Origin of the sequence: Nannocystis sp. RBIL2 (assembly GCF_026626745.1) — a bacterium.
Classification (GTDB): Bacteria; Myxococcota_A; Polyangia; order Nannocystales; family Nannocystaceae; genus Nannocystis.
On record NZ_JAPNJW010000001.1, the window covers coordinates 4,085,667 to 4,108,934 of the forward strand.

General features: G+C 71.8%; 19 protein-coding genes and 1 tRNA gene. 8 read left to right on the plus strand and 12 right to left on the minus strand.

The features are described from left to right. The first annotated feature begins 22 nt into the window (after window positions 1-22). Window positions 23-844, plus strand: a complete 822-nt coding sequence (locus OV090_RS15980) for an OmpA family protein (protein WP_267704527.1) — start codon at window positions 23-25, stop codon at window positions 842-844. Window positions 845-996: 152 nt separating this feature from the next. Here OV090_RS15980 and OV090_RS15985 read toward each other — a convergent pair whose 3' ends face one another. Then, entirely contained in the window at window positions 997-1,482 is a 486-nt protein-coding gene (locus OV090_RS15985; protein ID WP_267704528.1) for a hypothetical protein, read from the minus strand. Between the two features lie 131 nt (window positions 1,483-1,613). Between OV090_RS15985 and OV090_RS15990 the strand changes: the two genes are divergently transcribed. Both OV090_RS15990 and OV090_RS15995 read left to right on the plus strand, forming a co-directional pair. Next, a complete protein-coding gene (locus OV090_RS15990; RefSeq protein ID WP_267704529.1) occupies window positions 1,614-3,194 on the plus strand; it encodes a benzoate-CoA ligase family protein in 1,581 nt (526 codons plus the stop codon). A gap of 38 nt (window positions 3,195-3,232) precedes the next feature. After that, complete coding sequence (locus OV090_RS15995) at window positions 3,233-4,009, plus strand: creatininase family protein (RefSeq protein WP_267704530.1); 777 nt, start codon at window positions 3,233-3,235, stop codon at window positions 4,007-4,009. Between the two features lie 3 nt (window positions 4,010-4,012). Here OV090_RS15995 and OV090_RS16000 read toward each other — a convergent pair whose 3' ends face one another. The 3 genes from OV090_RS16000 to OV090_RS16010 are packed head-to-tail and all read right to left on the minus strand — an operon-like array spanning window position 4,013 to window position 5,046. Continuing rightward, window positions 4,013-4,321 (minus strand): antibiotic biosynthesis monooxygenase, encoded by a 309-nt coding sequence (locus tag OV090_RS16000; protein ID WP_267704531.1) that lies wholly within the window; start codon window positions 4,319-4,321, stop codon window positions 4,013-4,015. A gap of 23 nt (window positions 4,322-4,344) precedes the next feature. Continuing rightward, window positions 4,345-4,728 (minus strand): hypothetical protein, encoded by a 384-nt coding sequence (locus OV090_RS16005; RefSeq protein ID WP_267704532.1) that lies wholly within the window; start codon window positions 4,726-4,728, stop codon window positions 4,345-4,347. Between the two features lie 18 nt (window positions 4,729-4,746). Then, on the minus strand, window positions 4,747-5,046 hold the full coding sequence (locus OV090_RS16010) for a putative quinol monooxygenase (protein WP_267704533.1): 300 nt from the start codon (window positions 5,044-5,046) through the stop codon (window positions 4,747-4,749). 319 nt (window positions 5,047-5,365) lie between these two features. On the opposite strand from OV090_RS16010, the gene OV090_RS16015 reads away from it, so the two are divergent. After that, complete coding sequence (locus OV090_RS16015) at window positions 5,366-6,190, plus strand: peptidylprolyl isomerase (protein WP_267704534.1); 825 nt, start codon at window positions 5,366-5,368, stop codon at window positions 6,188-6,190. 78 nt (window positions 6,191-6,268) lie between these two features. Here OV090_RS16015 and OV090_RS16020 read toward each other — a convergent pair whose 3' ends face one another. Then, entirely contained in the window at window positions 6,269-6,853 is a 585-nt protein-coding gene (locus OV090_RS16020; protein ID WP_267704535.1) for a 5-formyltetrahydrofolate cyclo-ligase, read from the minus strand. Window positions 6,854-7,016: 163 nt separating this feature from the next. On the opposite strand from OV090_RS16020, the gene OV090_RS16025 reads away from it, so the two are divergent. Both OV090_RS16025 and OV090_RS16030 read left to right on the plus strand, forming a co-directional pair. Beyond that, a tRNA-Gly gene (locus OV090_RS16025) sits at window positions 7,017-7,089 on the plus strand. A 98-nt stretch (window positions 7,090-7,187) separates the two neighbouring features. After that, a complete protein-coding gene (locus tag OV090_RS16030; protein ID WP_267704536.1) occupies window positions 7,188-9,620 on the plus strand; it encodes a hypothetical protein in 2,433 nt (810 codons plus the stop codon). Between the two features lie 378 nt (window positions 9,621-9,998). Here the strand turns inward: OV090_RS16030 and OV090_RS16035 are convergent, their stop codons facing one another. Beyond that, window positions 9,999-11,567 carry an Ig-like domain-containing protein gene (locus OV090_RS16035; RefSeq protein ID WP_267704537.1) on the minus strand — a complete coding sequence of 523 codons (1,569 nt, stop codon included), beginning with the start codon at window positions 11,565-11,567 and terminating at the stop codon, window positions 9,999-10,001. A 128-nt stretch (window positions 11,568-11,695) separates the two neighbouring features. Here OV090_RS16035 and OV090_RS16040 point away from each other — a divergent pair, with 128 nt between their 5' ends. Further along, window positions 11,696-12,277 (plus strand): hypothetical protein, encoded by a 582-nt coding sequence (locus OV090_RS16040; protein ID WP_267704538.1) that lies wholly within the window; start codon window positions 11,696-11,698, stop codon window positions 12,275-12,277. Between the two features lie 100 nt (window positions 12,278-12,377). Here the strand turns inward: OV090_RS16040 and OV090_RS16045 are convergent, their stop codons facing one another. Continuing rightward, window positions 12,378-12,770 (minus strand): MAPEG family protein, encoded by a 393-nt coding sequence (locus OV090_RS16045; protein ID WP_267704539.1) that lies wholly within the window; start codon window positions 12,768-12,770, stop codon window positions 12,378-12,380. A 137-nt stretch (window positions 12,771-12,907) separates the two neighbouring features. Then, window positions 12,908-14,719 carry an arginine--tRNA ligase gene (gene argS / locus OV090_RS16050; RefSeq protein WP_267704540.1) on the minus strand — a complete coding sequence of 604 codons (1,812 nt, stop codon included), beginning with the start codon at window positions 14,717-14,719 and terminating at the stop codon, window positions 12,908-12,910. 80 nt (window positions 14,720-14,799) lie between these two features. Between argS and OV090_RS16055 the strand changes: the two genes are divergently transcribed. Further along, window positions 14,800-14,943: a hypothetical protein gene (locus OV090_RS16055; protein ID WP_267704541.1), complete on the plus strand. Its 144-nt coding sequence runs from the start codon at window positions 14,800-14,802 to the stop codon at window positions 14,941-14,943. A 16-nt stretch (window positions 14,944-14,959) separates the two neighbouring features. Here OV090_RS16055 and OV090_RS16060 read toward each other — a convergent pair whose 3' ends face one another. From OV090_RS16060 to OV090_RS16075, 4 genes are all read right to left on the minus strand, one after another. Further along, the gene (locus tag OV090_RS16060) at window positions 14,960-17,308 is read right to left on the minus strand and encodes a DUF4185 domain-containing protein (RefSeq protein WP_267704542.1); all 2,349 of its coding nucleotides are present in this window, start codon (window positions 17,306-17,308) and stop codon (window positions 14,960-14,962) included. 111 nt (window positions 17,309-17,419) lie between these two features. Next, window positions 17,420-18,289, minus strand: a complete 870-nt coding sequence (locus tag OV090_RS16065) for a CheR family methyltransferase (RefSeq protein WP_267704543.1) — start codon at window positions 18,287-18,289, stop codon at window positions 17,420-17,422. Further along, complete coding sequence (locus tag OV090_RS16070; protein WP_267704544.1) at window positions 18,282-21,488, minus strand: response regulator; 3,207 nt, start codon at window positions 21,486-21,488, stop codon at window positions 18,282-18,284. The genes OV090_RS16065 and OV090_RS16070 overlap by 8 nt, the downstream gene beginning before the upstream one ends. 8 nt (window positions 21,489-21,496) lie before the next feature. Further along, window positions 21,497-23,080, minus strand: coding sequence for a response regulator (locus OV090_RS16075; protein WP_267704545.1), 1,584 nt, complete (start codon window positions 23,078-23,080; stop codon window positions 21,497-21,499). Between the last annotated feature and the right edge of the window lie 188 nt (window positions 23,081-23,268).

Here is a 23,268-nt window from a genome sequence, read left to right on the forward strand (position 1 = left end):
CGGCATGGGATAGCCTTGCGCCATGCGCAAGCTCGCCGTCCTCATGCTCCTGTCCACGCTGGCCGTCTCCGGCTGTAAACGCAAAGAACTCGAGGCAGCCCTCGCGGAGACGCAGGCCAAGCTCGCGAAGACCGAGGGCGAGCTGCGCGGCGAGCAGGGCAAGAACAAAAAGCTCAACGAGGAGAACACCTCGCTGAAGGACAAGATCGCCCAGCTCGAGAAGGACGTGGCGCGGCTCGGCAACGAGATCAAGGTGCTCGAGGAGCAGAACGCCGACCTCGCGCGCAAGGCCGGCGCGACCGCCGACGAGCTGAAGAAGCTGCGCGACGAGAAGGCCAAGCGCCTGGCCGAGCTGCAGGTCTACAAGGATCTGTTCGCCAAGCTCAAGTCGCTCATCGACGCCGGCACGATCCAGGTCGAGGTCCGCAAGGGCCGCTTCGTCGTCAAGCTGGCCAGCAGCATCCTGTTCGACTCCGGCAAGACCGACCTCAAGCCCGAAGGTCAGGCCGCGCTGTCGAACCTCGCCGGCGCGCTCAAGAGCCTCAGCGACCGCGAGTGGCTGGTCGCCGGCCACACCGACAACGTCCCGATCAAGACCGCCAAGTTCAAGAACAACTGGGAGCTGTCGACCGCGCGCTCGGTCGAGGTCGTGCAGTTCCTCGTCACCCAGGGCATGCCGCAGGGCACCCTCGGCGCGGCCGGCTACGGCGACGTCGACCCGGTCGCCGACAACACCAGCGAAGACGGCAAGGCCAAGAACCGCCGCATCGAGATCGTCCTGATGCCGCTGCTCGGCGAGATCCCCGGCCTCAAGGAGATGCTCACCGGCGGCGGCCAGAGCTGAACCAGCGCCGCTGAGAGCGCTCGCGGCCGCCTTCGGGCGGCCGTTTTCGTGGTCGCGGACGAGCCGCGCGGCGGGCCAGGCCTTGCGCTCGCGCCAATCACTCGCCGCTTTGGCGAGCCGCTCGCGCGAGCCGTCCGTGAGTCACTCGCCGCTCACGCCAGCACGCGCAGACGCTTGCGCTCGACCAGCTCGAGCTGCACGCGCAGGTTGGCCTGGCCGGCCACGTGCCAGCGGTCGCCGGGGGTCGATGGTTGCACCTGCAAGAGCGGCGTGCCCGGCATCTCGGTGAGCTCGGCGTCGTCGTCGCGCACGTGGTAGAGCGCGGCGTAGGGCGCGTTGGCGATCGAGCCGTGGATGATGAGCTGGACGTCGAGCAGGCCGCGGCGGGCAGCGACGCGCAGCACCTCGGCGCAGCGGCTCCTCGGCACGCGGTACAGCCGCGGGGCCGGCTCGAGCTCGCGGCGGTACGCGATCGTCGGGCCGAGCACCGCGTTGCGGTTCAGCTGCAGCTCGACGCGGATCCCCTGCGACGGCGGCGCCTCGGGCGACGGCGGCCGCTCGAGCGACACCCAGCGCAGCCAGACCACGAACGCGTCGCGGTCGAGGTCGAAGGACAGGCGCGGGTAGACGACCTCCACGGGGCGGGGAACATACCTCAGCTCGCGCGCCGGCGGGGCGAGGCGTGCGCCGCGACGCCGCTTGCGTGAGGCCCCGCACCCGCCCGCCGCTGCCCGCGGACGCGGGCCTTGTGGGATTTTGCCCGCGACCCATGCCCGCTCCGATCGTCGTCCCCGATCGCCTCAACATGGCCGAGTGGTTCCTCGACGCCCGCGTCGCCGAGGGCCTCGGCGACAAGACCGCGATCTACTGCGGCGACGCGCAGGTGACCTACCGCGAGCTGGTGGCCGCGTCGTGCCGCGTCACCAACTTGCTGCGCTCGCTCGGCCTGCGCATCGAGGACCGCGTGCAGCTGCTGCTGCTCGACACGCCCGAGTTCGCGGCGGCCTACTTCGGGATCTTGCGCGCCGGCTGCGTGGCAGTACCGACCAACACGTGGCTGCTACCGGCGGACTACGCCTACTACCTCGAGTACGCGCGGCCGCGGGCGGTGATCGTCGACGCCGAGGTTTACCCGCAGCTCGAGCAGGTGTGGCGCGACGCGCCCTACCCGCCGATCGTGATCGTCGTCGACCGCACCGGCGCGCCTGTCCCGAAGGACACCCTCGACTGGCACGCCGAGCTGGCCCGCCAGCCCGACACCGCGCGCACCGAGCCGACGTACCGCGACGACTTCGCCACCTGGCTGTCGTCGTCGGGCTCGACCGGCAAGCCGAAGTGCGTCGTGCACATGCACCACGACTTCGTGTGGAACACGGTCGCCTACGCCCAGCGGACCCTCGGCATCAAGCGCGAGGACGTCACGATCTCCGCGCCCAAGCTATTCTTCGGCTACGCACTGGCCAGCAACATGCTGTTCCCGTTCAGCGTCGGCGGCAGCTGCGTGCTGGTGCCCGAGCGGGTCGCGCCCGAGCGGTGGTACGGCCTCATCGAGAAGTACCGCGCGACCCAGTTCGTGACGGTGCCGACGACGATCGCCAAGATGCTCGACCACCTCGACGAGGCCGGGCGGCGCGACCTGTCGTCGCTGCACTCGCTGGTCAGCGCCGGCGAGGCGCTGCCGTCGCGGCTGTACCGGCTGTGGAAGCAGTCGACCGGGGTCGAGATCTACGACGGCATCGGCTCGGCCGAGATGTTCCACGTGTATATCTCCAACCGCCCCGGCGACGTGAAGGACGGCAGCCTCGGCAAGCTCGTCGAGGGTTACAGCTACCGCCTGATCGACGACGAAGGCCGCGACGTCCCGCCGGGCGAGATCGGCACGCTCGTGATCACCGGACCCTCGGCCGGCCAGGGCTACTGGCGCATGCGCGACCTCAGCCGCGCGACCTTCTGGGGCGACTCGGTCAAGGGCGCCGACAAGTTCCACGTCGACGAAGGCGGCTACTTCTGGTTCTGCGGCCGCGGCGACGACATGCTCAAGTGCTCGGGCGTGTACGTCTCGCCGGTCGAGGTCGAGAACTGTCTCTTGGGCCATCCTGCGGTCCACGAGGCCGGAGTGGTCGGCTACCGCGACGCCGACGGGCTCGAGCGCGCGGTCGCCTACGTCGAGCTGGCCGCCGGCCACGCCGCCGGCGAGGCGCTGGCCGCCGAGATCCTGGCCCACGCCCGCGCCAACATCGCCGCCTTCAAGGCGCCGCGGCGGGTCGAGTTCGTGGCCACCCTGCCGCGCACCGAGACCGGCAAGATCAAGCGCGGCGAGCTGCGCAAACTGGCGGCCTCGCTGACCTGAACCTTTCGACATGTCCCATCACACCTGGTCGATTCGCCATGGCTGAACAGACACCCGGTCTCTACGTCCGCTTCGCCGAGCTGAGCTACCCCGAGGTCGAGCGGCTGCTCGCGCTGCAGCAGCCGAAGGTCGCGCTGCTGCCGGTCGGCAGCACCGAGGCGCACGGCCCGCACCTGCCGCTCTCGACCGACAGCCTGATCGGCGAGGCGGTGGTCGGGCTGGCGGCCGGCGAGCTGGCGGGGCGCGGGCACCTCGCGGCAGTGCTGCCGCCGATCCACTACGCGGTGACCGAGTGGGCCAAGGATTTCGCCGGCTCGACGTCGATCGGCGCCGAAGTGGCGATCGGCCTGGTCCTCGGGACATGTCGGGCGATGCGGACGATGGGCTTCGACCGCGTGGTCGTGTTCACCGCCCACCTCGAGCCCGACCACATCGCCTCGCTGCGAGAGGTCGCGCGCCGCTACGAGGCCGACACCGGTGACACCCTGCTGTTCGTCGACACCACCCGGCGCGCGCTCGCGGCCCGCTTGACGCCGGAGTTCCAGAGCGGCTCGTGTCACGCCGGCCGCTACGAGACCAGCCTGGTGCTGGCGATCCGCCCTGACCTCGTGCGCATGGACCTCGCGGCCGCGCTGCCCGAGCATTCGGTGCCGCTCGCCGAGCACATCCGCGCCGGCAAGCGCGGCTTCCTCGAGTGCGACATGCCGCGAGCCTACTGCGGCGCCCCGGCGGCCGCGACTGCCGAGGAGGGGCGGGAGATCCTCGCCACCCTCGCCACCCTCGTCGTCGAAGCCGTGGTCGCCTCGCTCGCCTGAGCCTCAGCGCTCGACGCTGCGGTAGCGGGCGAACCGCGGCGACGCGCGCAGGAGCGGCGTCAGGCGGGCCAGCGCCACGGTCACGTGCGGGCTGCGCATGTGGGCGTCGGCCGACGCGTCGCCGTCCCAGCGCTCGACCGTGACGAGCTGCGTCGGGTCGGCCGCCTCCTGCAGCACCTCGAAGCGCGAGCAGCCGCGCGCAGATCGGCTGCGCTCGGCGAGCTCTTGCAGGAGCGCGAGCGCCCGGTCGAGGGCGGCGCGCTCGACCGACAGCTTGACCACGGCGAGGATCGACGAGTTGAACACGGGCATGGGTCTTCTCTCTTCTAAAAAATTCAGCCGAGGGCCGCGCGCATGCGCGGGATGGCGTCGGGGAGCACCACGCTGACCATGATCCCGAGCTGGGCCCGGGTGCAGTCGAGCGCCATGCCCATGCGGTACTTGTCGGACAGGTCGACGACGATGATCATGACCTGGCCGTCCTCGCCGAGGCGCAGCATGGTCTGCTGCATGTACTCGGGCACCGGCAGACCGGTCTTCTTGAGGGTGTCGCTGATGCGGTCGAACAGGATGTTGAACAGGGCGCACGCCCGCGGCGAGGTGCGCAGGCCGGCGATCGACATGCCCGACGTCTTGGCGAACACGTCGATCGCGGCCAGACCGCCGAGCATCGAGTCTTCCATCTCCGTCAGAGTGGCGCGGACTTCCTGGACGTTCATGGCGCTCCTCCTCGCGGCTCAGGCGATGCGGACGTGGCGGACGATCGCCGACGGCTGCTCGAGCAGCGGGCCTATCGCCACGAAGGCCTGCTCGGTGTGGTCCGCGCTCAGGTGTGCGTCGGCGGCATCCTCGCTGTCCCACACCTCGATCACCACGAACTCGCGCGGGTCCGTCGTGCCCTGGTAGGCCTCGAAGCGGCGGTTGCCGGGCAGCTCGCGGCCGGCCTGGACGAGCTCGCGCATGGCCCCGGCGAACGCCTCCGGCGCGTGCGGCCGGGTCGACAAAGTGGTGACGACGTGGACCGTTGGATCTTCCATGCCGGCAAGGTGCAGACCGCTCGCGGGGCTGTCGATTGCTGATTTCGTCGTTTGGGTGGGTCGAGTGGCGGTCGCTGTCGCGAATTTTCGCGAGCGCCGCCGCCGGCCGCGCATGGCGCTCTCAGCGGGCGAGACGACGGCCTCGCGCGGCGATCGCCGCAGTCATATGTCCTCGAGGACAGGCCCGATCGCCCCTCCCCGCTTGTCGATATCCGTCACCGCGTCCACGGGGCGAACCGCGCGACCGGCGTCAAATCGCGAGTACGCGCGGGTGGCCGGCGCTCGCACGTGGGAGCCGACGGGGTGTATCCTGGCCGCGATGACGCGCGCTGCCCTGTCCTGCCTCGTCCTTTTGCTTTCCGCTTGCGACGGCGGCGCCGCCAAGTCCGGCGAGCCGCCGGCGGAGCCGGCCAAGAAGGTCGAGGCGCCGCCGCCCGCCAAGGCCGAGCCTGCCGCCCCGCCGGCGCCGGAGTACCCGCAGGGCGAGGCCGACGAGGCGTGCGCGAAGATCGTCGTGGTCGCCTGGCAGGGGGCCGAGGGGGCCGAGGCGACGGTCACCCGCGATAAGGCCGCGGCCCAGGCGCGGGCCGAGGAGCTGCGCGGCAAGCTGTCCTCGGGGACAGGCTTCGCCGAGCTCGCCGGCGAGTCCGACGAGCCGAAGACGAAGGCCAAGGGCGGGGCGATGGGCACCTACGCCAAGGACAAGTGGCCCGAGAAGTACGCGCCGCTGAAGGACGTGGTGTTCGCGCTCGGCATCGGCGAGACCTCGGCGGCGGTCGAGCACCCGCACGGCTTCGTGGTCGCGCAGCGCTGCAAGGTCGAGAAGGTCCACACGCGGCACATCCTGGTCCGCTACGCCGGGGCCAAGAACGCCGAGGCCAAGATCAAGCGCAGCAAGGAGGCGGCGCAGAAGCTGGCGACGGAGCTCCACGCCGAGGCCAGCAAGGCCGGGGCCGACTTCGAGGCGCTGGCCAAGAAGCGCAGCGAGGACAGCTCGGCCGAGCGCGGCGGCGACCTCGGCTCGGTCGGCCGCGGGATGTTCGCGCCGGCGTTCGAGACCGCCGCGTTCGCGCTGAAGCCCGGGGAGCTCAGCGCGGTGGTCGAGACCGACTTCGGCTTCCACGTGATCCAGCGGGTCGACTGAGCGCCGGCGCGAGCCGATCATGTCCTCTCGGGCATGGCTGAAGGGCCATGCCTTTGAGAACATGCCCGTCGGGACATGTCACTGCAGGCAGTCGATCAGCCCGAGCTCGGTCGCCAGCGCGTGGACGCCGACGTCGTGGGGCTCCTCGGGCAGCGACTCGACCAGCTCGTCGCTGAAGCACAGACCGATGCGGACCGGGCGCGAGAGGGTGCGCAGCGGGGCCATCGCGCCGTCGTAGTGCGCCTTGCCGTAGCCGAGGCGCACGCCGGTGCGCGTGAAGGCCAGGCCGGGCATCAGCACCAGGTCGACGTCGGTCTCGGCGAGGGCCACGCCGGGGCCCTCGCGCGGCTCGAGCAGGCCGAACGGGGCCGGGGCGAGCGCCACGAGGTCGGTGACGGCCACGAACTCGATGTGCCGGCGGCGCGGGCCGCCCATGCGCGGCAGCCACAGCTGTTTCCCGGCCGCGAGCGCGGCGATCAGCAGCGGGCGGGTGTCGGGCTCGCCCCTGACGCCGACGAACGCGGCCACCGAGGCCGCAGCGCGCCAGCGGGCCTCCGCGAGCACGTGGGCGCACAGCTCGGTCGAGCGGGCGGCCGCGTCTTCGGGGCTCCGTTCTCGCCGCCTGGCAGCGCTCTGCGCCCGGATGTCCGCCTTCGAGTGCATCTTCCGCGCACTTACCGCGAGCGAAAGCGCGGAGCAAGAAAAGCGCGGCGCACGGGGCGTCAGGCCCAGCAGAGCACCGCCCGGGCCCGACGCCCGCGGGGTCCGTGGCGGATGCGCACCGGACTTGCGGCCGGGCGCGCACCCTGGTAAAGATACCGGCCCCGCGGGAGTAACTCAGTTGGTAGAGTGTCAGCTTCCCAAGCTGAATGTCGCGGGTTCGATTCCCGTCTCCCGCTCTCTCGCACAAGGCCCCGATTCGGGGCCTTGTTCGCTTTCGGGGCTGCGCACTCGCCTCCGTTGACGCTCGCCGTGCGCGTGTGAAACGCTGCCGGTGATGCTGCTGGCGTGGTCGTTGCTGCTGGCGTCGGTCGACGCGCAGCGGCTCGATTGCCGCGTCCCCGCCGCGAGCTGCCCGTCGGCAATGACCGGACCCGCGTGCGACCTGCCGTGCGCCGCCGAGGCCTGCGACTACGCGCGCTACTGCCACGGCGACGGCGACACCTACGGCCTCGCAGCGTTCGGGGCCCGGCTGTTCGCGCTCGGCCCTGGCGAGCCCGACTGGCTGGTGCGGCTGCGGCTGCTGCAATTCATCGTCGACCACCCGCGCGACCTCGGCCTGGCCGCCGGCCTGCGCGCGCGCGACCTCGGTCTGCCGGCGACGCCGATCGGCCGGGTCGAGGCCGGGGCGCTGCGCCTGCTGCGACTGCGCCAGCACTACCGCGAATGGCCGGTGTTCGGCGCCGACGCCACTCTGACGCTGATCGCCGATCGCAGCGGGGTGATCGGGATCCGCGGCGCAGTGATCGACGGCCGCGAGGACTACGCCTTCGTCGCTGCGCCGGCCGATCGAGACGTCGCGGTCGCCAGCATCCTCGCGCACGCGGCCGCGCGCACGGGGCTCGCCCGCGAGGCGCTGCGGCCCGTGCGAGTGCGCCTGGTCGCGTTCCCGCGGGCGCGCGCGCTGGGGTGGGCGGCCGCGGTGTTTCACGGGCCGGCGCGGGTCGCCGACGTGGTCGTCGCCGCCGATCCGCGCGCCGAGCTGTTGCCGCTGCTGTCGTTCACCGACCCGACCGCCGCCGGCCTCGGCGACGCGCTGGCGTTCGAGGTGCGGGCCGAGGCTCTGGACGGCGACATCTTCACCGCGCCGATCGAGACGGTGCGGCTGCCGACCACTGGATCGCTTTCCGACGGCAACGTGCGGCTGGCCGACGAGCAGGTCGTGCTGATCGACGCCGCCGGGGCCGAGTCGCGCGCGCAGGCGCTGGCGAGCCCGGTCTACGGCCAGCTCGGCGGCGAGTTCGACGCCTATCCCGACTCCCGCGAATACGGGCTGCAGAACTCCTATTATTTACTGCGCAGTTTCTATGCACATACCGACGCCTTCATGCACGGGCGCTGGGACAGCGCGCTGCCCATGCTCGGGCTGGACAGCGCGCTGCCGGCGGGGCAGTTCGCGCCGCGTCTGGTCGTCGCCGCCGATCCGGCCGCGCCGCTGTGCGGGGCCGAGGCCAGCTGGTGCGTGTCGTCGGCGTGGGCCGGGGCGAGCGACGATCCGCCGGAGGCGCTGCAGCACCCGCTCGGCCCCGGGCCGCACGAGGTCGTCGGGGCGATGTACCTCAAGGGCGCGAACCACTCGCCGTCGGTGCTGCCGCACGAGTTCGGCCACTTCGTCGATTTGTTCGCCGCGCCGGGCCTGATGTTCGAGCCGTTCGTGTGCATGCCGTGCGCGGCCGACTGCCACCCCGGCACGACCGACGACGTCCTGCCGCTGTCGGAGACCTACGCCAGCCTGATGGCGCTGTGGTTCTACCGCGCGCTCTACCCCGCGGCCGGCCAGAGCGACTCGTGCGCGACGCTGACGCGGCTCAGCCTCGGCGAGAACCGCAACCCGCACAACGCCGCGTGTCGCCCGAGCGGCGTCGACTTCTCGCGCTTCGTCGCCGACGACGACCCCGCGTGCACCAACGACGAGAACAACTTCCTCGACCTGTGCGACCTGCCGACGCAGATCGACATCGACTTCGACGAGGGCACCGGCCTGTGCGACCGCTGGGTCGGCTACGGCATCGACAGCTGGTTCCAGGCCTTCTGGGAGCTGCTGCACGCAGAGAGCTGCGCGACCGCGCCGCCCTATGAGTGCACGCCGCTGCGGGCCCTCGCCGCCGCGCCGGCCGCCGACGCGATCGGCCGCGCGCTCCTCTACGCGGCGCAGGTCAGCAGCAGCACCTACCGCGGCTTCGCCGACGACGTCGCCACCTACGTGGCCTGCAACCACGGCGAGGCGGCCTACGCGGAGCTCAACGAGGTGCTGTGTCACCACCAGATCCGCCCGTGCGAGGCGCCGATGCCGGCGCTGTGCGAGTTCTGCGGCGACGGAGTCCGCAGCGGCGGCGAGGCCTGTGACGGCGGCGATCTCGGCGGCCAGACCTGTGAAGACGTCGATTTTGCCTCGGGGACGCTGAGCTGCGATGCGCGCTGCCAGCTGGTGACCGAAGGCTGCATGTCCCCGGAGACAGGTGAGAGCGTCACCAGTTCGACCGGGGCCGAGGAGCCTCCGACGACCGGGGCCGAAGAGCCGATGACGAGCGAGGCGACCGGCGAGACCGCGGGGAGCTGGAGCGCGGGCGCTGCGTTCGTGGCTCCGCCCACGAGCGAGGACGGCTGCGCGTGCGACTCGCGGTCCGGCGGGGCGTGGTGGCTGGCCGTGCTGGGGCTGGCGCGGCGACGGCGGCGTGCTCGCGGAGGATGTCTGAATGGGCATGTTTGATAGAACATGCTCATTCAGGCATGCTCTCATCGGCATGTCGTGTGAGACCTGTTCGATCGCGTCGCCGGTGAGCTGAGCCGTACGAACCGAACGGCTCGATGAGCCTCGCGCATCTTCCGGCGTCTCCGCCGGACCGGCGCGATTCGACCGATCCGGGCTCCGCGCATCGGCACGGCACCGCCGGACTGGTGCGATTCGAGCGTCCGGCGCTCCGCGTGCGTCGCCCCGGCCTCACCGTTGGACCGACGCGATTCGAGAGGTCGCCGCTCCGCGCCTCGGCACCGCCGGATTCATGCGATTCGAGCGATCGCCGCTCCGCGGGCATCGGCCCGTCACCGCCGGACCGGGCGCGATTCGAGCGGTCCGCGGCTCCGCGGCTCACCGCCGGCGGCGACGGAGCCCGAGCAGCGCGAGCAGGGCCCACGCAGCGCCAGTCGGCGCAGCATCGGTCTTGCACGCGCACGAGTCGTCGGCGCCGCCGGCCGGGGCACCCTCGCTCTCGCTGCCCTCGCCCTCGCTCGCTTCGCCGGACGTCGCGCCGCCCTCGCTCGTGGCGCCGGTCTCGTCGCCGGTGCTCGCGTCGCTGTCCCCCTCGCTCTCGCCGGCGCTGGTGGTCTGGGCGGCGGAGCCCTCGACGGTGATCGAGATCGTGTGCTCGTCGGTTTGCTCGGCCTGGTCCATCACCAGCGCGGTCAGCTCGTAGCTGCCGGGCGGCATGTTGCTGAGGGTGAACTCGAGGGTGGCGTTATAATCGACCACGTCGGCCACCAGCTCGCCGTCGTGCTTGATCATCAGCTTCCAGCCGTAGCCGCCGTAGTCGTCCCACGGCTCGAACGCGACAGTCACGTCGTCGCCCTCCTGGAACACGGCGCCGTCGGCCGGCGCGGTGATCGTGATCTCGGGCGGCACGACGTCGGGCCCCGGCGGGGCGTAGATCGCCGACAGCGTGCGCGTGTCGTCCTGCAGCTCGCCGTCGTTGCAGTGGCACTTGTTGACCCCGACGCACGCGCCCGACTGGCCCTGCACGGTGATGATCGGCGTGCACTCGGCGCCGAAGCCCATGTCGATCGGCGCGTACGTGTCGTAGCCGAACGCCATCACCCGGTCGTTGCCCTCCGTGTGGCCGAGCCCCATGGTGTGCCCGATCTCCTGGCTCGCCACGTTGGCCTGGTTGCTCGTCGACTCGTCGTTGACGAACGCGTAGCAGACGTTGCGCAGCCCGATGTCCTCGCAGTCGGAGCCCGGCGCCACGCCGCCCGACGGCCCCGCGGTGGTGTCGCTGTAGTGGCCGCCCATCATGATCATCACGTAGGGCAGCACCTTCGGCGGGCGCTCGAGGTAGACCACGCGCAGGGCCCAGGCGGCGAAGTCGGCCTGGACCGCCTGCGCGACCGCGATCGCCCGCTCCTCGCCGCCCGTGTACACCGGGTACTTCGAGCCGGTCTTGGCCAGCGCCGACCAGTTCTCGGCCGAGTTGTCGCCCATGCCGTTATAGAGCACGCCGCCGGTGTAGTTCATGTAGATCGTGCCGCGGCGCGGGTACTCGGTGCCGCGGCGGAACTCGCCGGGGTAGATGCCGCCGGGGACGGCGTCGGGGTAAGCGCACAGGTCCTCGGCGCCGGGGCCCTCGACCTTGCCGGCCGCGATCTCGGGCCGCGCGACGAACGGCGAGATCACGGGCGCGCCCTGAGCGACGGCCTCGGGCACGACCATGCCGCCGAGCTGCACCCAACCCGGCGGCAAGGTCCCGGGCTCCTTCTCGACCACCGGCAGGCCCTCGTGCGCGGCCAGGTCCGAGAAGGTCGCGCCGTCCGCGGGCGCGGGCAGGAGCGGCACCGCGTTGACGGCCCCGGGGCGGAAGTCGAGCACCACCGGCCGCGCGTCGGGGGCGTACGGATTCGCCACCGCGGCCGCGGCGAGCGTGAGGACCAACGTCGAGCTCGACATCGGCCGATCGTAGTCGCGGATTGACCCCGCCCCGCGGACCGCTACGATCGCTCGCCGTGCGCGACCTCTCCACCTCGACGCGACAGCGGGCCTTCGTTTCGCGTGTCGCGTCGCTCGGCAGTCGGCTCATGCAAGTCGGCCTCGCGCTCGCGGTCGTGGGCGCGACGATCGAGGTCCACGCGGCCGAGCCCACGCCGGTCCCGGCCGCGCCGTTTCGCCGCCGCGGCGGCGAGCTGGGGCTTTTCGCCGACAGCAGCATCGCCAGTCAGCTGACGCTCGTCGGGGTCGGCCTGCGCGGCGGATACTTCCTGCGCGAGAGCCTCGAGATCGGCGGCGAGCTGCAGGCGACGGTGCTCCTCGCCTCGCCCACCGACCCGTCGCAGCGGCCGCGCGCCGGCGACCCGGGCGCGGCCTTTCGCATCGCGCCGATGGTGCGGTGGATCCCCCTGCGCACCGAGACCTTCGCCGCCTACCTGCTCGCCGCCGTCGGCCCGCAGGTGCTGGGCGCCCGCGGCGGGGTGCTCGGCCACGCAGTCGCCGCCCCCGGCGCGACCATCCACCTCGGCGGTCGCGTCTGGCTCGACCTGGCGATCCGCTTCTCGCTCAGCTTCCCCGGCGGCCGCTGCCGCGCCGCGTTCTCGGCCCCGGCCGCGCCGGGCTTCTGCGAGCTGCAATTCGGCCCGCAAGTCGGCCTCCTCGCGGCTTTTTAAAAATCAGGCAGCGCGGAGGAGGCATGTTCGGATGGACATGTCTTTTACTACATGCTCTGCGGGACATGCCCTTGCGAGCATGTCCTTTGAGCCACACCGGCTACGCCCACGCCGGGCTGCTGAGCAGCGCCAGGCTGGCGCCGTAGCCGACGCTCCACACCAGCGAGCGCGCGTAGTGGATGTCGGCGAGGTAGAGGACCGGGTACACCAGGCGCGCGGCGATGTAGGCCAGCGCCAGGCAGTCGACCAGCCCGCCCTTCGGGGCCGCGACCGTCGCCACCAGCACGCCGGCGGCGAACAGCGGGAAGCTCTCGATCTGGTTGGCGTGGATCGCCCTGGCGCGCGCGCCCCAGCCGGTCAGGCGCTCCTGCTGCGCGCGGGGGTTGCGGTTGTCGTAGCCGCTGCCCTCGCGGGCCTGAGCGGCGGCCAGCGGGAACTTGCTGAGCGGATGGAGGAGCGCGGCGGCGAACAGACACCAGAGGGCGACGGTCATGGCGGCGACGCTAACACGAAGATCGGGGGCCGACGTCGCGGCGGAGCGTCACGCCGGGCGGACGCGACAGTGCCGCGCACGGCGAAGCGGCGACCGAGCTCGACGATTCGCCGGACCCGCGGAGCGAACCGCGGCGGCTACATCCGCCGCGGCACGGAGATCCCGAGCACCGCCAGCGTCTCGCGCAGCGCGTGGACGAACGCGTGCACGAGCAGCAGGCGCGCCTGCAGCAGCGGGCCCTCGCTCGGCTTCACGCGGCAGTTGTCGGCGTTGTAAAAGCGGTTGAAGGTGCGGCACAGCTCGAACGCGTAGGTGCACACGATCGAGGGCCGCAGCTGCTCGGCGGCCGCGGCCAGGGTCTGCGGCAGGCGATCGAGGGCCAGCAGCAGCTCGCGCTCCTGCGGCTCCTGCAGGCTGGCGGTGACGGCCTGGACGGCGGCCTCGCTGGCGAGCAGCGCCGGGTCGAGGGCCTTGCCGACCTCGCCGCACTCGCGGAGGATCGAGCCCGCGCGGGCGCCGGTGTACTGCAAGTACGGGCCGGTGTTGCCGTCGAGGTTGAGCCACGCCGCGAGGTCGAACACGATCTTCTGGTTCACGTCGCGGTTCAGCATCCCGTACTTGATCGCGCCGAGAGCGACGGTGCGCTCGGCGGCGTCGATCTCCTCTGGCGACCACTGGCCCTCGAACTGCTGGAACCACGTCTTGCGCAGGTGCGACGTCATCTGCTGGCGCAGGCTCCGGAACAGCACCACGTTGCCCTTGCGCCCCGCCATCGGCCCGTCGGGCAGCTCGACCATCTCGTAAGGCACGTGCTGGCAGCGCTCGGCCTGATAAAAGCCCATCTTCTTGAGGGTGAGGAAGACGTGGCGGAAGTGGTCGCTCTGGCGCACGTCGACCACGTAGACCGAGCGGTCGATGCGGTACTCCTCGAACTTGAGGCGGGCGAGCGCGAGGTCCTTGGTCGAGTAGAGGCTGGTGCCGTCCTGCTTGCGCAGCATGAAGAACGGCATGTGCTTGACCTCGTCGTTGACGACCCCGACGGCTCCGTTGGAGACGACGAACACGCCCTTGTCGAGGAACTCGGCGACCAGCTTGAGGCCGGGCTCGTCGACCTCGCTCTCGAAGAACACGCGGTCGAAGCCGACGTCGCACCACTGGTAGATCTCGGCGAACTCCTCGAGCGACCACTCGCGGGTCTCCTGCCACACCGCCATGATCTCCGGCTCGCGCGCCTCGAGGCGGTGGAGGATCTCCGACGTGCGCGCCTTGGCCTGCTGCAGCTCGGACGCGGCCGCGACGTCGCCCGCCTGCGCCTGGTCCTCCCAGGTGTCGAGCTGGTTGCTGGCCGCCGCGTACAGCTCGCCCAGCCACTCGCCGCGGCGATCCGCAGGCGGGGTGCGATCGTGCAGGCGATCGAGGTACCACCACAGGCACTTGGCGATGTGCGCCCCGACGTCGCCGAGGTAGTTGGCGGCCACGACGTCGTCGCCGGCCACGCGCAGCAGCCGGACCAGCGAGTCGCCGAGGCACAGGTTGCGCATGTGGCCGACGTGGAACGCCTTGTGCGTGTTGGGCTGCGAGAACTCGACCATCACGCGCACGCCGGTGGCCGGGCGCCGGGCCGGCTCGCCGCTGGCCAGGCGCGGCAGCACCAGCGCGGCGGCGCGGCCGAGGTCGAGGCTGAGGTTGACGTAAGGGCCGGTCGCCACGGCGCGAGAGAACAGGCCGGCAGGATCGGCGAGACCGGCGGCGATCTCGGCGGCGATCTGTGGCGGGCCCTTGCGCAGGGCCTTGGCCAGCTTGAAGCACGGGAACGCGAAGTCGCCGAGGGCCGGGTCCGGCGGGGCCGCGAGGCTGGCGGCGACCTCGTCCTCGGTGAGGCCGGCGGCAGCGGGGAGGACCGGGTGCAAGGCGCGGGCGACCGCGGCGACGAGCGAGCCTGGATGCATGGCCGGCGAGGGTAATCGCGCGCCCGAGCCCCTGCAACCGGGGCGCGCGCCGCGTCCGCCGGACGTGGTAGAAGCGGCCCGTGGGCAACGTCTACGCGCTCGTCGCCTTCGGGCTCCTGTGGCTGGTGCTGGCCGCGTTCTTCGTGCTGCTGATCCGCACCCTCGTGATCCAGGCCCGCCGCCGCCGCGAAGGCGACCCGCGCGTGTGGGAACACGGGCTGTGAGCCGCCGACCGGCGGCTCACTCCCAGTGGATCTCGACCAGCTGCAGCTGGCCGCCGTACGGAGCGGAGTTCGCCCCGTAGGCCTCGAAGAAGGTGAGGTAGTCGACGGCGCCGCCGTCGCGCGCGAGCTCGGGGTGCAACATGGCGTCCTGGACCCGCGGCTCGGCCTGCGGGTGGCGCGGCCGAACCAGCTCGGCCGCGTCGGACCACGGCCCCGTGAGCGCCGGCGCCGTGCGCAGGACCACCGCCGGCTCTTCACGATCGGCATAGACCGCCACGTAGGCGCCGGCGTGCGCATTGAAATGGACGCTCATCGCCCCCGCGCCGTCGAACAGCTCGTCGGCGCGGCGCGACGACGGCGACCACCCGCCGTCGGCGTACCAGCGCCAGGCGTCGCGCTCGAGCGCGTGCGCCAGCGGGGCGCGCAGCAGCGTGCAGGCGCCCCCGCGGCCGCCGCAGGCGAACGCGTGGACGTGCTCGTCTTCCGCGAGCGCCGCGGCGATGCGCGGGCCGTCGGCGCCGAACAGCAGCGTCGGCTCGGCGCTGCCCTCCGCGACCGTGGGCCGGACCGGGCGGCCGCCGAGGTCGTCGCGCCACACCGCGATCGAGCTGCCGACTTGCAGGTTGTCGCCGTGTTCGGGGAACTGGATGACCTTGCGGTAGAAGATCAGCACGCGCTGCCGCTCGGGGTCGTGGACCATCGGGCCTGGCCAAAGGGACACCCGCGGGCAATCGCCGACGGTGCACTCGCCGTCGACGTACTCCTTCTTGTAGCCGCGCTCCCCGGCGTGGAGCGGCAGCAGCTCGTCGTCGTCGTCCTCGTCCGCGGCCCCATAGGCCGAGAACGGGTGCAAGCCGTCGCGCGCGTCGAAGTCGGCGGTCACGGCGGCGGCCGAGGTGGCGCCGTAGAGCCCGGACACGCTGCTCGTGGTGCGGAACGCCCACAGCGCCCGGTCGCCCACGGCCACGCTGTGGCCGCCCTGGACGGTGGGCAGCTCCCCCTGCCGCCGCAGCGGTAGGTCGCCGAGCGGGAGCGCCTCGGCTGCGCTCAGGCTCGGCGGACCGCCGCCGCATCCCGGCAGCGCCAAGAGACATGTCCCGGCGAGCATGTTCGTTCGGACATATGACTTTCGTCGCCGACGCCCGAGCAGCAGCAGCCCGAGTAGCAACAGCCCGCCGCCGCCCGGCTCGCCGCTGCGGCAGTCGCAGCCCACCGGGGCGAGGCAGGTGGGGGGCGGCTTCCAGCTAAAGTCGTTCTCGACCTGGTTGAACGGAGACAGCTCGCGGGTGCCCGCCCACGCGAACTCGAGGCTCGCGGACACGTCGCCGTGGCGGGCCCGCAGCACCAGCTCGCGCGGGCCGTCGCGGTCCTCGGGGGCGATACAGTCGTCGGAGAGGACGATCGACTCGGGCGGCGTGATTTGGGGTAAATACGCCATGTTGCCGGCCTCGGCCGACCACGTGACCGGCAGCCCGACCACCGGGTCGCCGGCGTCGTCGCGCGCGACCGCCCGGGCCGCGAACGGCACCGAGGTGCGGCCGATCAGCGGCGCGTCGCTGTCCTCCATGTAGTAGAAGGCGCCGGCCAGCTCGAGCGAGGTCACCGCGTCGGCGGACACGCCCGTCACCCGCGCGAGCGGCCAACGGTGGCCGGCGAACTCGTAGCTCGCCTCCGACTCGGTGCCCGCGAAGGTGACGAGCTCGAGATAGTCGCTGGGATAGGTGATCGGCGCTCGCCCGCGCGTGGTCGTCCAGGTGACCTCGGCTGCGGGCTCGGACGGACGGGCGACGACGTGACCCGTACCGGGCTCGTACAGGCCGACGCCGAGGGCGACCTGCTCGCCGGCGACGACCTTGAACTCGCGCGGCAACAGCTCGAGCCAATCGCCGCCGATGGTGGTGATGAGCGGGTTGTCGCGCATCGCGTGTCGGGCGACCATCGCGTCCAGCAGCGAGGTGAGGCGGGCCTCGACCGCGTCGGGACTGACGACGCGCATCTGCGCGCGGTCGGGCTCCTGGCCCGGGGCGCCGCAGGTCGGATCGACCGTCCACGTGACCTCGCCGGGCGACTCGACGACGAAGCAGCCGTCCTCGTCGACCACGACCGGACCGCTGGCGTGGACGGCCGCGTCGTCGCAGGCGCCGTCTTCGGGGCAAACGTCGCAGCGCAGCTCGGGACACAGCCGCGTGCCGGTGAGCACCAGGTACGGGGCCTCCCAGAGGCTCGTCGCAAAGAGGTCGCGCGGGACGCTCAGGCCGCCGAACTCCAGGCGAAAGTCCCCGCGCTCGCTGCTCATCGCCGGCGGGTACGGGTCGCAGGCCGTGAACGCGACTGCACAGGATGCCACCAACCAGACACGCCGCATGCCGGCAGGATACCGCAGACTTCGCGACTGTCGAAGTCGCCGGCGATCTTTTGTCGATCGTGCCAGCGGCGCCCGTCGATTTATGCGACGTGGCGAAATGCGACGCCGGCTTCAGGCGAGGCGGCGGAGATAGAGCCGCTCGTGGGCGTCGAGCGGCTCGTAGTCGTGCTCGTGCGGGCTGCCGATCAGCGACTCCTTGCGCCCGAGCGCCAGCAGGCCGCCCTCGCCGAGGCTGGCGTGGAGCAGCCGGTGGGCCCGGCCCTGCAGCTCGGCGCCGAAGTAGATCAGGACGTTGCGGCACACGATCAGGTCGAAGCGGCCCGGCGACGGGTCGCTGCCGAGGTCGTGGCGGTCGAACACGATGTTTCGGCGCAGCGCCTGCCTGACGATCGCGCGGTCGTAGCGGGCGGTGTAATAGCGGGAGAAGTCACCGCGCGCGCCCGAGTGCAAGTAATTGACGGTGTACTCTTGCATCAGACCGATCGGGAAGATGCCGGTCCGGGCGCTGCGCACCAGCGCGTCGTTGATGTCGGTCGCGTGCAGCCGGGCGCGCGCGTACAGACCCTCCTCCTCGAGCAGGATCGCCATGCTGTACGCCTCCTCGCCCGTCGAGCAGCCAGCGTGCCAGATCCGCAGCGACGCTCGCTCGCGCAGGCGCGGCACCACCTGCTCGCGCAGCGCCCGGTAGAAGCTCGGGTCGCGGAACATCGCGGTGATCCGCACCGACAGGGCCAGGCGCAGGCGCTCCATGCAGGCGACGTCGTGCAGCACGCGCTCCTGCAGGGCGGTGACCGTGGCGAGCCGCTCGGCGCGGATCTGGTTCCAGATCCGCCGGCGCAGCGAGGCGCGGGCGTAGCCGCGGAAGTCGAGGCCGTAGCGGCGATGGATGGCCTCGAGCAGCAGGTCGAGCTCGAGCTCCTCGAGCTCGGACGCGGGCCGGAGGTCCGCGACCGAGAGCACGCGGACCGGCTCGTCAGCCATACAGCCACACGCGGAGCAGCGAGAGCAGGCGGTCGGGCTCGACGGGCTTGGTGATGTAGTCGGAGGCGCCGGCGCCGAGGCACTTCTCGCGATCGCCGCGCATGGCCTTGGCGGTGAGGGCGATGAGCGGCAACGAGGCGAACCGCGGGTCCTTGCGGATCTCTCGCATCGCCTCGTAGCCGTCCATCTCGGGCATCATGACGTCGAGCAGGACCGCGTGGATGTCGGGGTTGTCGCGCAGGATCGCCAGGCCGCGCCGGCCGTCCTCGGCGTACAGCACCCGCATCTTGTGCCGCTCGAGCACGCTGGTGATGGCGAAGATGTTGCGCACGTCGTCGTCGACGACCAGCACCCGCTTGCCGGTGAACACCGGGTCGACGTCGATCTGCTGCGCGAGCAGCTGGTGACGCGTGGACGGCAGGTCGGCCTCGACGCGGTGGAGGAACAGCGCGGCCTCGTCGAGCAGGTGCTCGAGCGACTCCGGGCTCTTGACGATGATCGCCTCGGTCATGCGCCCGAGCTCGAGCTCTTCCCCGGCGGTGAGCGACTGGCCGGTGTGGACGATGATCGGCAGCTCGCGCAGGCGGGCGTCGCCGCGGACGGCGCGGATCATCTCGAAGCCGGACATCGCCGGCAGGCCGAGGTCGACGATGGCGCAGTCGAAGTGGCGCTCGCGCAGCAGGCCGAGGCCCTCCTCGGCGCTGCTGACGGCGGTGACGACGACGTCGCCTTCGCCGTCGCCGATGAGGTCGACGAGGGCTTCGCGCTGGAGCGGGTCGTCCTCGACGACGAGGAGGCTGCGGACGCGGCGCTCGACGAAGCCCTTGACGTCGGCGAGCGCGGCGGCCAGCGCCCCGCGCGAGACCGGCTTCGACAGGAAGGCCAGCGCGCCCTGCTTGAGCGCCCGCGGGCGGGCGTCGACCTCGGCGCCGGAGATCAGGTGGACGGGGATGTGGCGGGTGCGCGGGTCGTGCTTGAGGCGGTCGAGGACGGTCCAGCCGTCGAGGCCGGGCAGGTTGAGGTCGAGGGTGATGGCGTCGGGCTTGATGTCGCGGGCGAGCGCGAGGCCGTCGTCGCCGCGCAGGGCGACGAGGCCCTTGAAGCCCTTCTCGCGCGCGAGGTCGAGGATCAGGCGGGCGAAGGTGGGGTCGTCCTCGATGATGAGGAGGGTGCGGTCGCCGGGGACGACGCGCTCGCGGTCGTCGCGGAGGAGCGCCGGCGAGGCGTCGTCGGGCGCGGCGTCGGGCGGCAGGTCGAGCGAGCTGGGGCCGCCGAGCACGGCCTCGGGGGTCTGCGGGATCAGCAGGGTGAAGGTGCTGCCGGCGCCGGGGGCCGAGCGGACCAGGATCTCGCCGCCGAGCAGGCGGGCGATCTCGCGGCTGATCGAGAGGCCGAGGCCGGTGCCGCCGTAGCGGCGGCTGGTGGTGCCGTCGGCCTGCTGGAAGGCGTCGAAGATGATGCGCTGCTTGTGCGGCGGGATGCCGATGCCGGTGTCGGTGACCGAGAAGGCGATCACCTGGCCCGCGCGGCCGTGGCGGTCCGGCGCCGGCTCGATGCGCAGGTCGACCTTGCCCTTGTCGGTGAACTTGAAGGCGTTCGACAGCAGGTTCTTCAGCACCTGCAGGAGCCGGCGCGGGTCGGTGTAGATGACGGGCGGGACGTCGGCGCCGACGTGGATCTCGAAGGCCAGCCGGCGGGTCTCGGCGACCGGACGGAAGCCGCGCTCGACCTGGTCGCGCAGGCTCTCGATCATCAGCTCGTCGATGTCGATGCCCATGGTGCCGGACTCGATCTTCGACAGGTCGAGGATGTCGTTGATCAGCGCAAGCAGCTCGGAGCCGGCGCTGTGGATCGTGCGGGCGAACTCGACCTGCTTGGGGTCGAGGTTGCGCTCGGGGTTGTCGGCCAGGAGCTGCGCCAGGATCAGCAGGCTGTTCAGCGGCGTGCGCAGCTCGTGCGACATGTTGGCGAGGAACTCGGACTTGTACTTCGAGGACAGGATGAGCTGCTGCGCCCGCTCCTCGAGGTCGAACTTGGCTCGCTCGATCTCCCGGTTGTTGCGCTCGACCTCGAGGTTCTGCTGCTGCAGCAGCTCGGACCGCTCCTCGAGCTCGCGGTTGGTCTGCTGCAGCTCCTCTTGCTGCAGGCGCAGGCGCTCCTCGCTGGCCTGCAGCGCGAGCGCCTGCTGCTCGAGCCGGCGGTTGGTGGCGGTGAGCTCGCGCTGCTGGCCGCGCAGCTCCTCGGCGAGCGACTGCGACTGGGCGAGCAGCTGCTCGGTGCGGGCGCCGGCGGCGAGGGTGTGGAGGACGACGCCGATCGAGTCGGTGAGTTGATCGAGGAAGGCGAGCTGGATGTCGCCGAAGGCGTAGACGGAGGCGAGCTCGATGACCGCCTTGAGCTCGCCCTCGAAGGCGACCGGGAGGACGACGACGTTGCGCGGGTCGGCGTCGCCGAGGCCGGAGCCGATCCGCAGGTAGCCGGGCGGGACGTCGGTCAGCAAGATCTGCCGCTGCTCGAGCGCGCACTGACCGACGAGGCCCTCGCCCAGGCGCACGACCTCGCGGCCCAGCTCGGCCGGCGCGGCCCAGCTCGAGACGAGGCGGAGGAACCGCGGCTCGTCGCCCGACTCGCCGCCCTCGACGACGTAGAAGAGGCCGAGCTGGGCCCGCACCAGCGGGGTCAGCTCGCGCAGCACGAGGGCCGCCAGCTGGGCGCGGTCGCGGTGGCCCTGGAGCAGCCGGGTGATGCGCGCGAGGTTGGTCTTGAGCCAGTCCTGCTCGTTGTTCTTGCGGGTGGTGTCGCGCAGGTTGGCGATGAGGAGGCCGATGCTGTGGGCGAGCGCGCCGAACTGGCCGCGCGCGTCGCCGGGGATGCTGCGCGTCAGGTCGCCCTCGGTGACCGCGACGACGACGTCGGCGAGCGCCCGCATCTGCATGCCGAGGTTGAGGACCATGCTGTCGACGCGGTCGGACGGGGTGATGCCGCCGACGCGGGCGACCTCGGCGCGGACACGGTCGAGGTCGCGGGTGAGCCGGCGGTTCTGGTCGAGCAGCTCGTTGAGGGCCGCGTAGAGCTCGCCGATGACGCCCGGTTCGCCGGCGGGCAGGCGCCGCGAGGGATCGAGGGAGCGCAGGATGTCGAGCAGCGGCCGCAGCTCGGGGGCGTCGGCGAGGCTGCGCGGCAAGGTGACTCGCGACATGATGAACTCTACGTGGCGAGCAGTCGGAACAGATCGTCGAGGTCGATCGGCTTGACGAGGTGGGCCATGAAGCCGGCCTCGAGCGAGCGTCGGCGGTCCTCGGGTTGGCCGTAGCCGGTCATGGCGACGAGGCGCGTGCGCATGTCGGGCTCGGACTGGAGGATCTGGGCCACGCGGTAACCGTCGAGGCCGGGCAGGCTGATGTCGATGAGGGCGAGCTCGGGGTGCGCGGCGCGGATCCGCTCGAGCCCCTCGTGCCCGCTCTCGGCGACCTCGACCCGGTGACCGAGCAGCTCGAGCTGGTCGGCGAGCGTGGCCCGGATGTCGGGGTTGTCGTCGACGATGAGGATGTGGCGCGAGAGGTCGGGCGCGGCGACCTCCCGCGGGGCGGCGGCGGGCGTCGGAGCGCCGGCGCTGACGGGCAGGCGGACCACGAACTCGGCCCCCTGCCCCTCGCCGCGGCTGTGCGCGGCGACGCTGCCGCCGTGCAGCTCGGCGAGGCGCTTGACCATGGCGAGGCCGACGGCGAAGCCGCCCTCGGCGCGGTCGCGGGCGCGGTCGTTGTGGACGAAGAGCTCGAAGATCCGCGGCAGCACTTCGGGGCGGATCCCGCGGCCCGAGTCGCGCACGCGGAACTCGAGCTCGTCGCCGTCGCGCGCGACCGCGACGGTGATGGTGCCGCCGGGGTCGGTGCAGCGGGCGGCGTTGTTGAGCAGGTTGACCAGCATCTGGGCGACGCGGTCGGGGTCGGCGACCAGGTCGAGCCGGCCCTCGGGCAGCTGCACGTCGAGCCGGTGCTGGCGGGCGCTGAACAGCGGTTGGCTCATCTGCGCGGCCTGCTGGACGACGGCGGCGACGTCGAGGCTCTGGTGGTGCAGCTCGATGGTGCCGGCGGTGTAGCGCGAGGCGTCGAGCAGGCCGTCGACGAGGCGGACGAGGTGCTGGACCTGGCGCTCCATGGCCTGGCGGGCGCGTTCGAGCTGGAGGGTGCCGGGCTGGGCGCGGCGCAGGGTCTCGAGCGCGGTGGCGATGGGCGTCAGCGGGTTGCGCAGCTCGTGGGCCATGACGGCCATGAATTCGTCCTTGCGCCGGTCGGCCTCGGCGAGCACCTGCGCGCGGGCCTCGAGCTCGGCGACGGCCAGGCGCCGCTCGTGGGCCTGGCGCTCGGCGATCCGCAGCTGCTCGGCCTGACGGCGGACCTCTTCGGTCTTGCGATAGAGGTCGGCGAACACCGCCACCTTGGAGCGCAAGATCTCGGGGACGATCGGCTTGAACAGGAAGTCGACGGCCCCGAGCGCGTAACCGCGGTGGACCTGGGTGTCGCTGCGGTTGAACGCGGTGAGGAAGATGATCGGGATCCGCCGCGACCGCTCGCGGCCGCGGATCATGGCGGCGGTCTCGAAGCCGTCCATGTCCGGCATCTGGATGTCGAGGATGATGAGCGCGAAGTCCTGCTCCAACAGGCACTTGAGGGCGTCGACCCCGGACCGCGCCTTGACGAAGCGCGCGCCGATGTCCGACAGCAAAGCCTCGAGCGCCAAGAGGTTGTTCGGGTTGTCGTCGACCAGCAGGATGTCTACGGGCGCTTCCACCAGGTGTGCTCCCCTCGTGAGAGGAGCCTATCGGTGTTCGTTCCAAGTTGTCGGTCACACCGGCGCGGGGTCCTCACGCACACGCCCCCGCGGGCGCGCGCGACGGGCCTCGCTGCGGGGCAAGCGCACATCGCGCATCGGCGATGAATCAATGTTCATGGCCGTTGCGACGATGTTCCGAGTCGTCG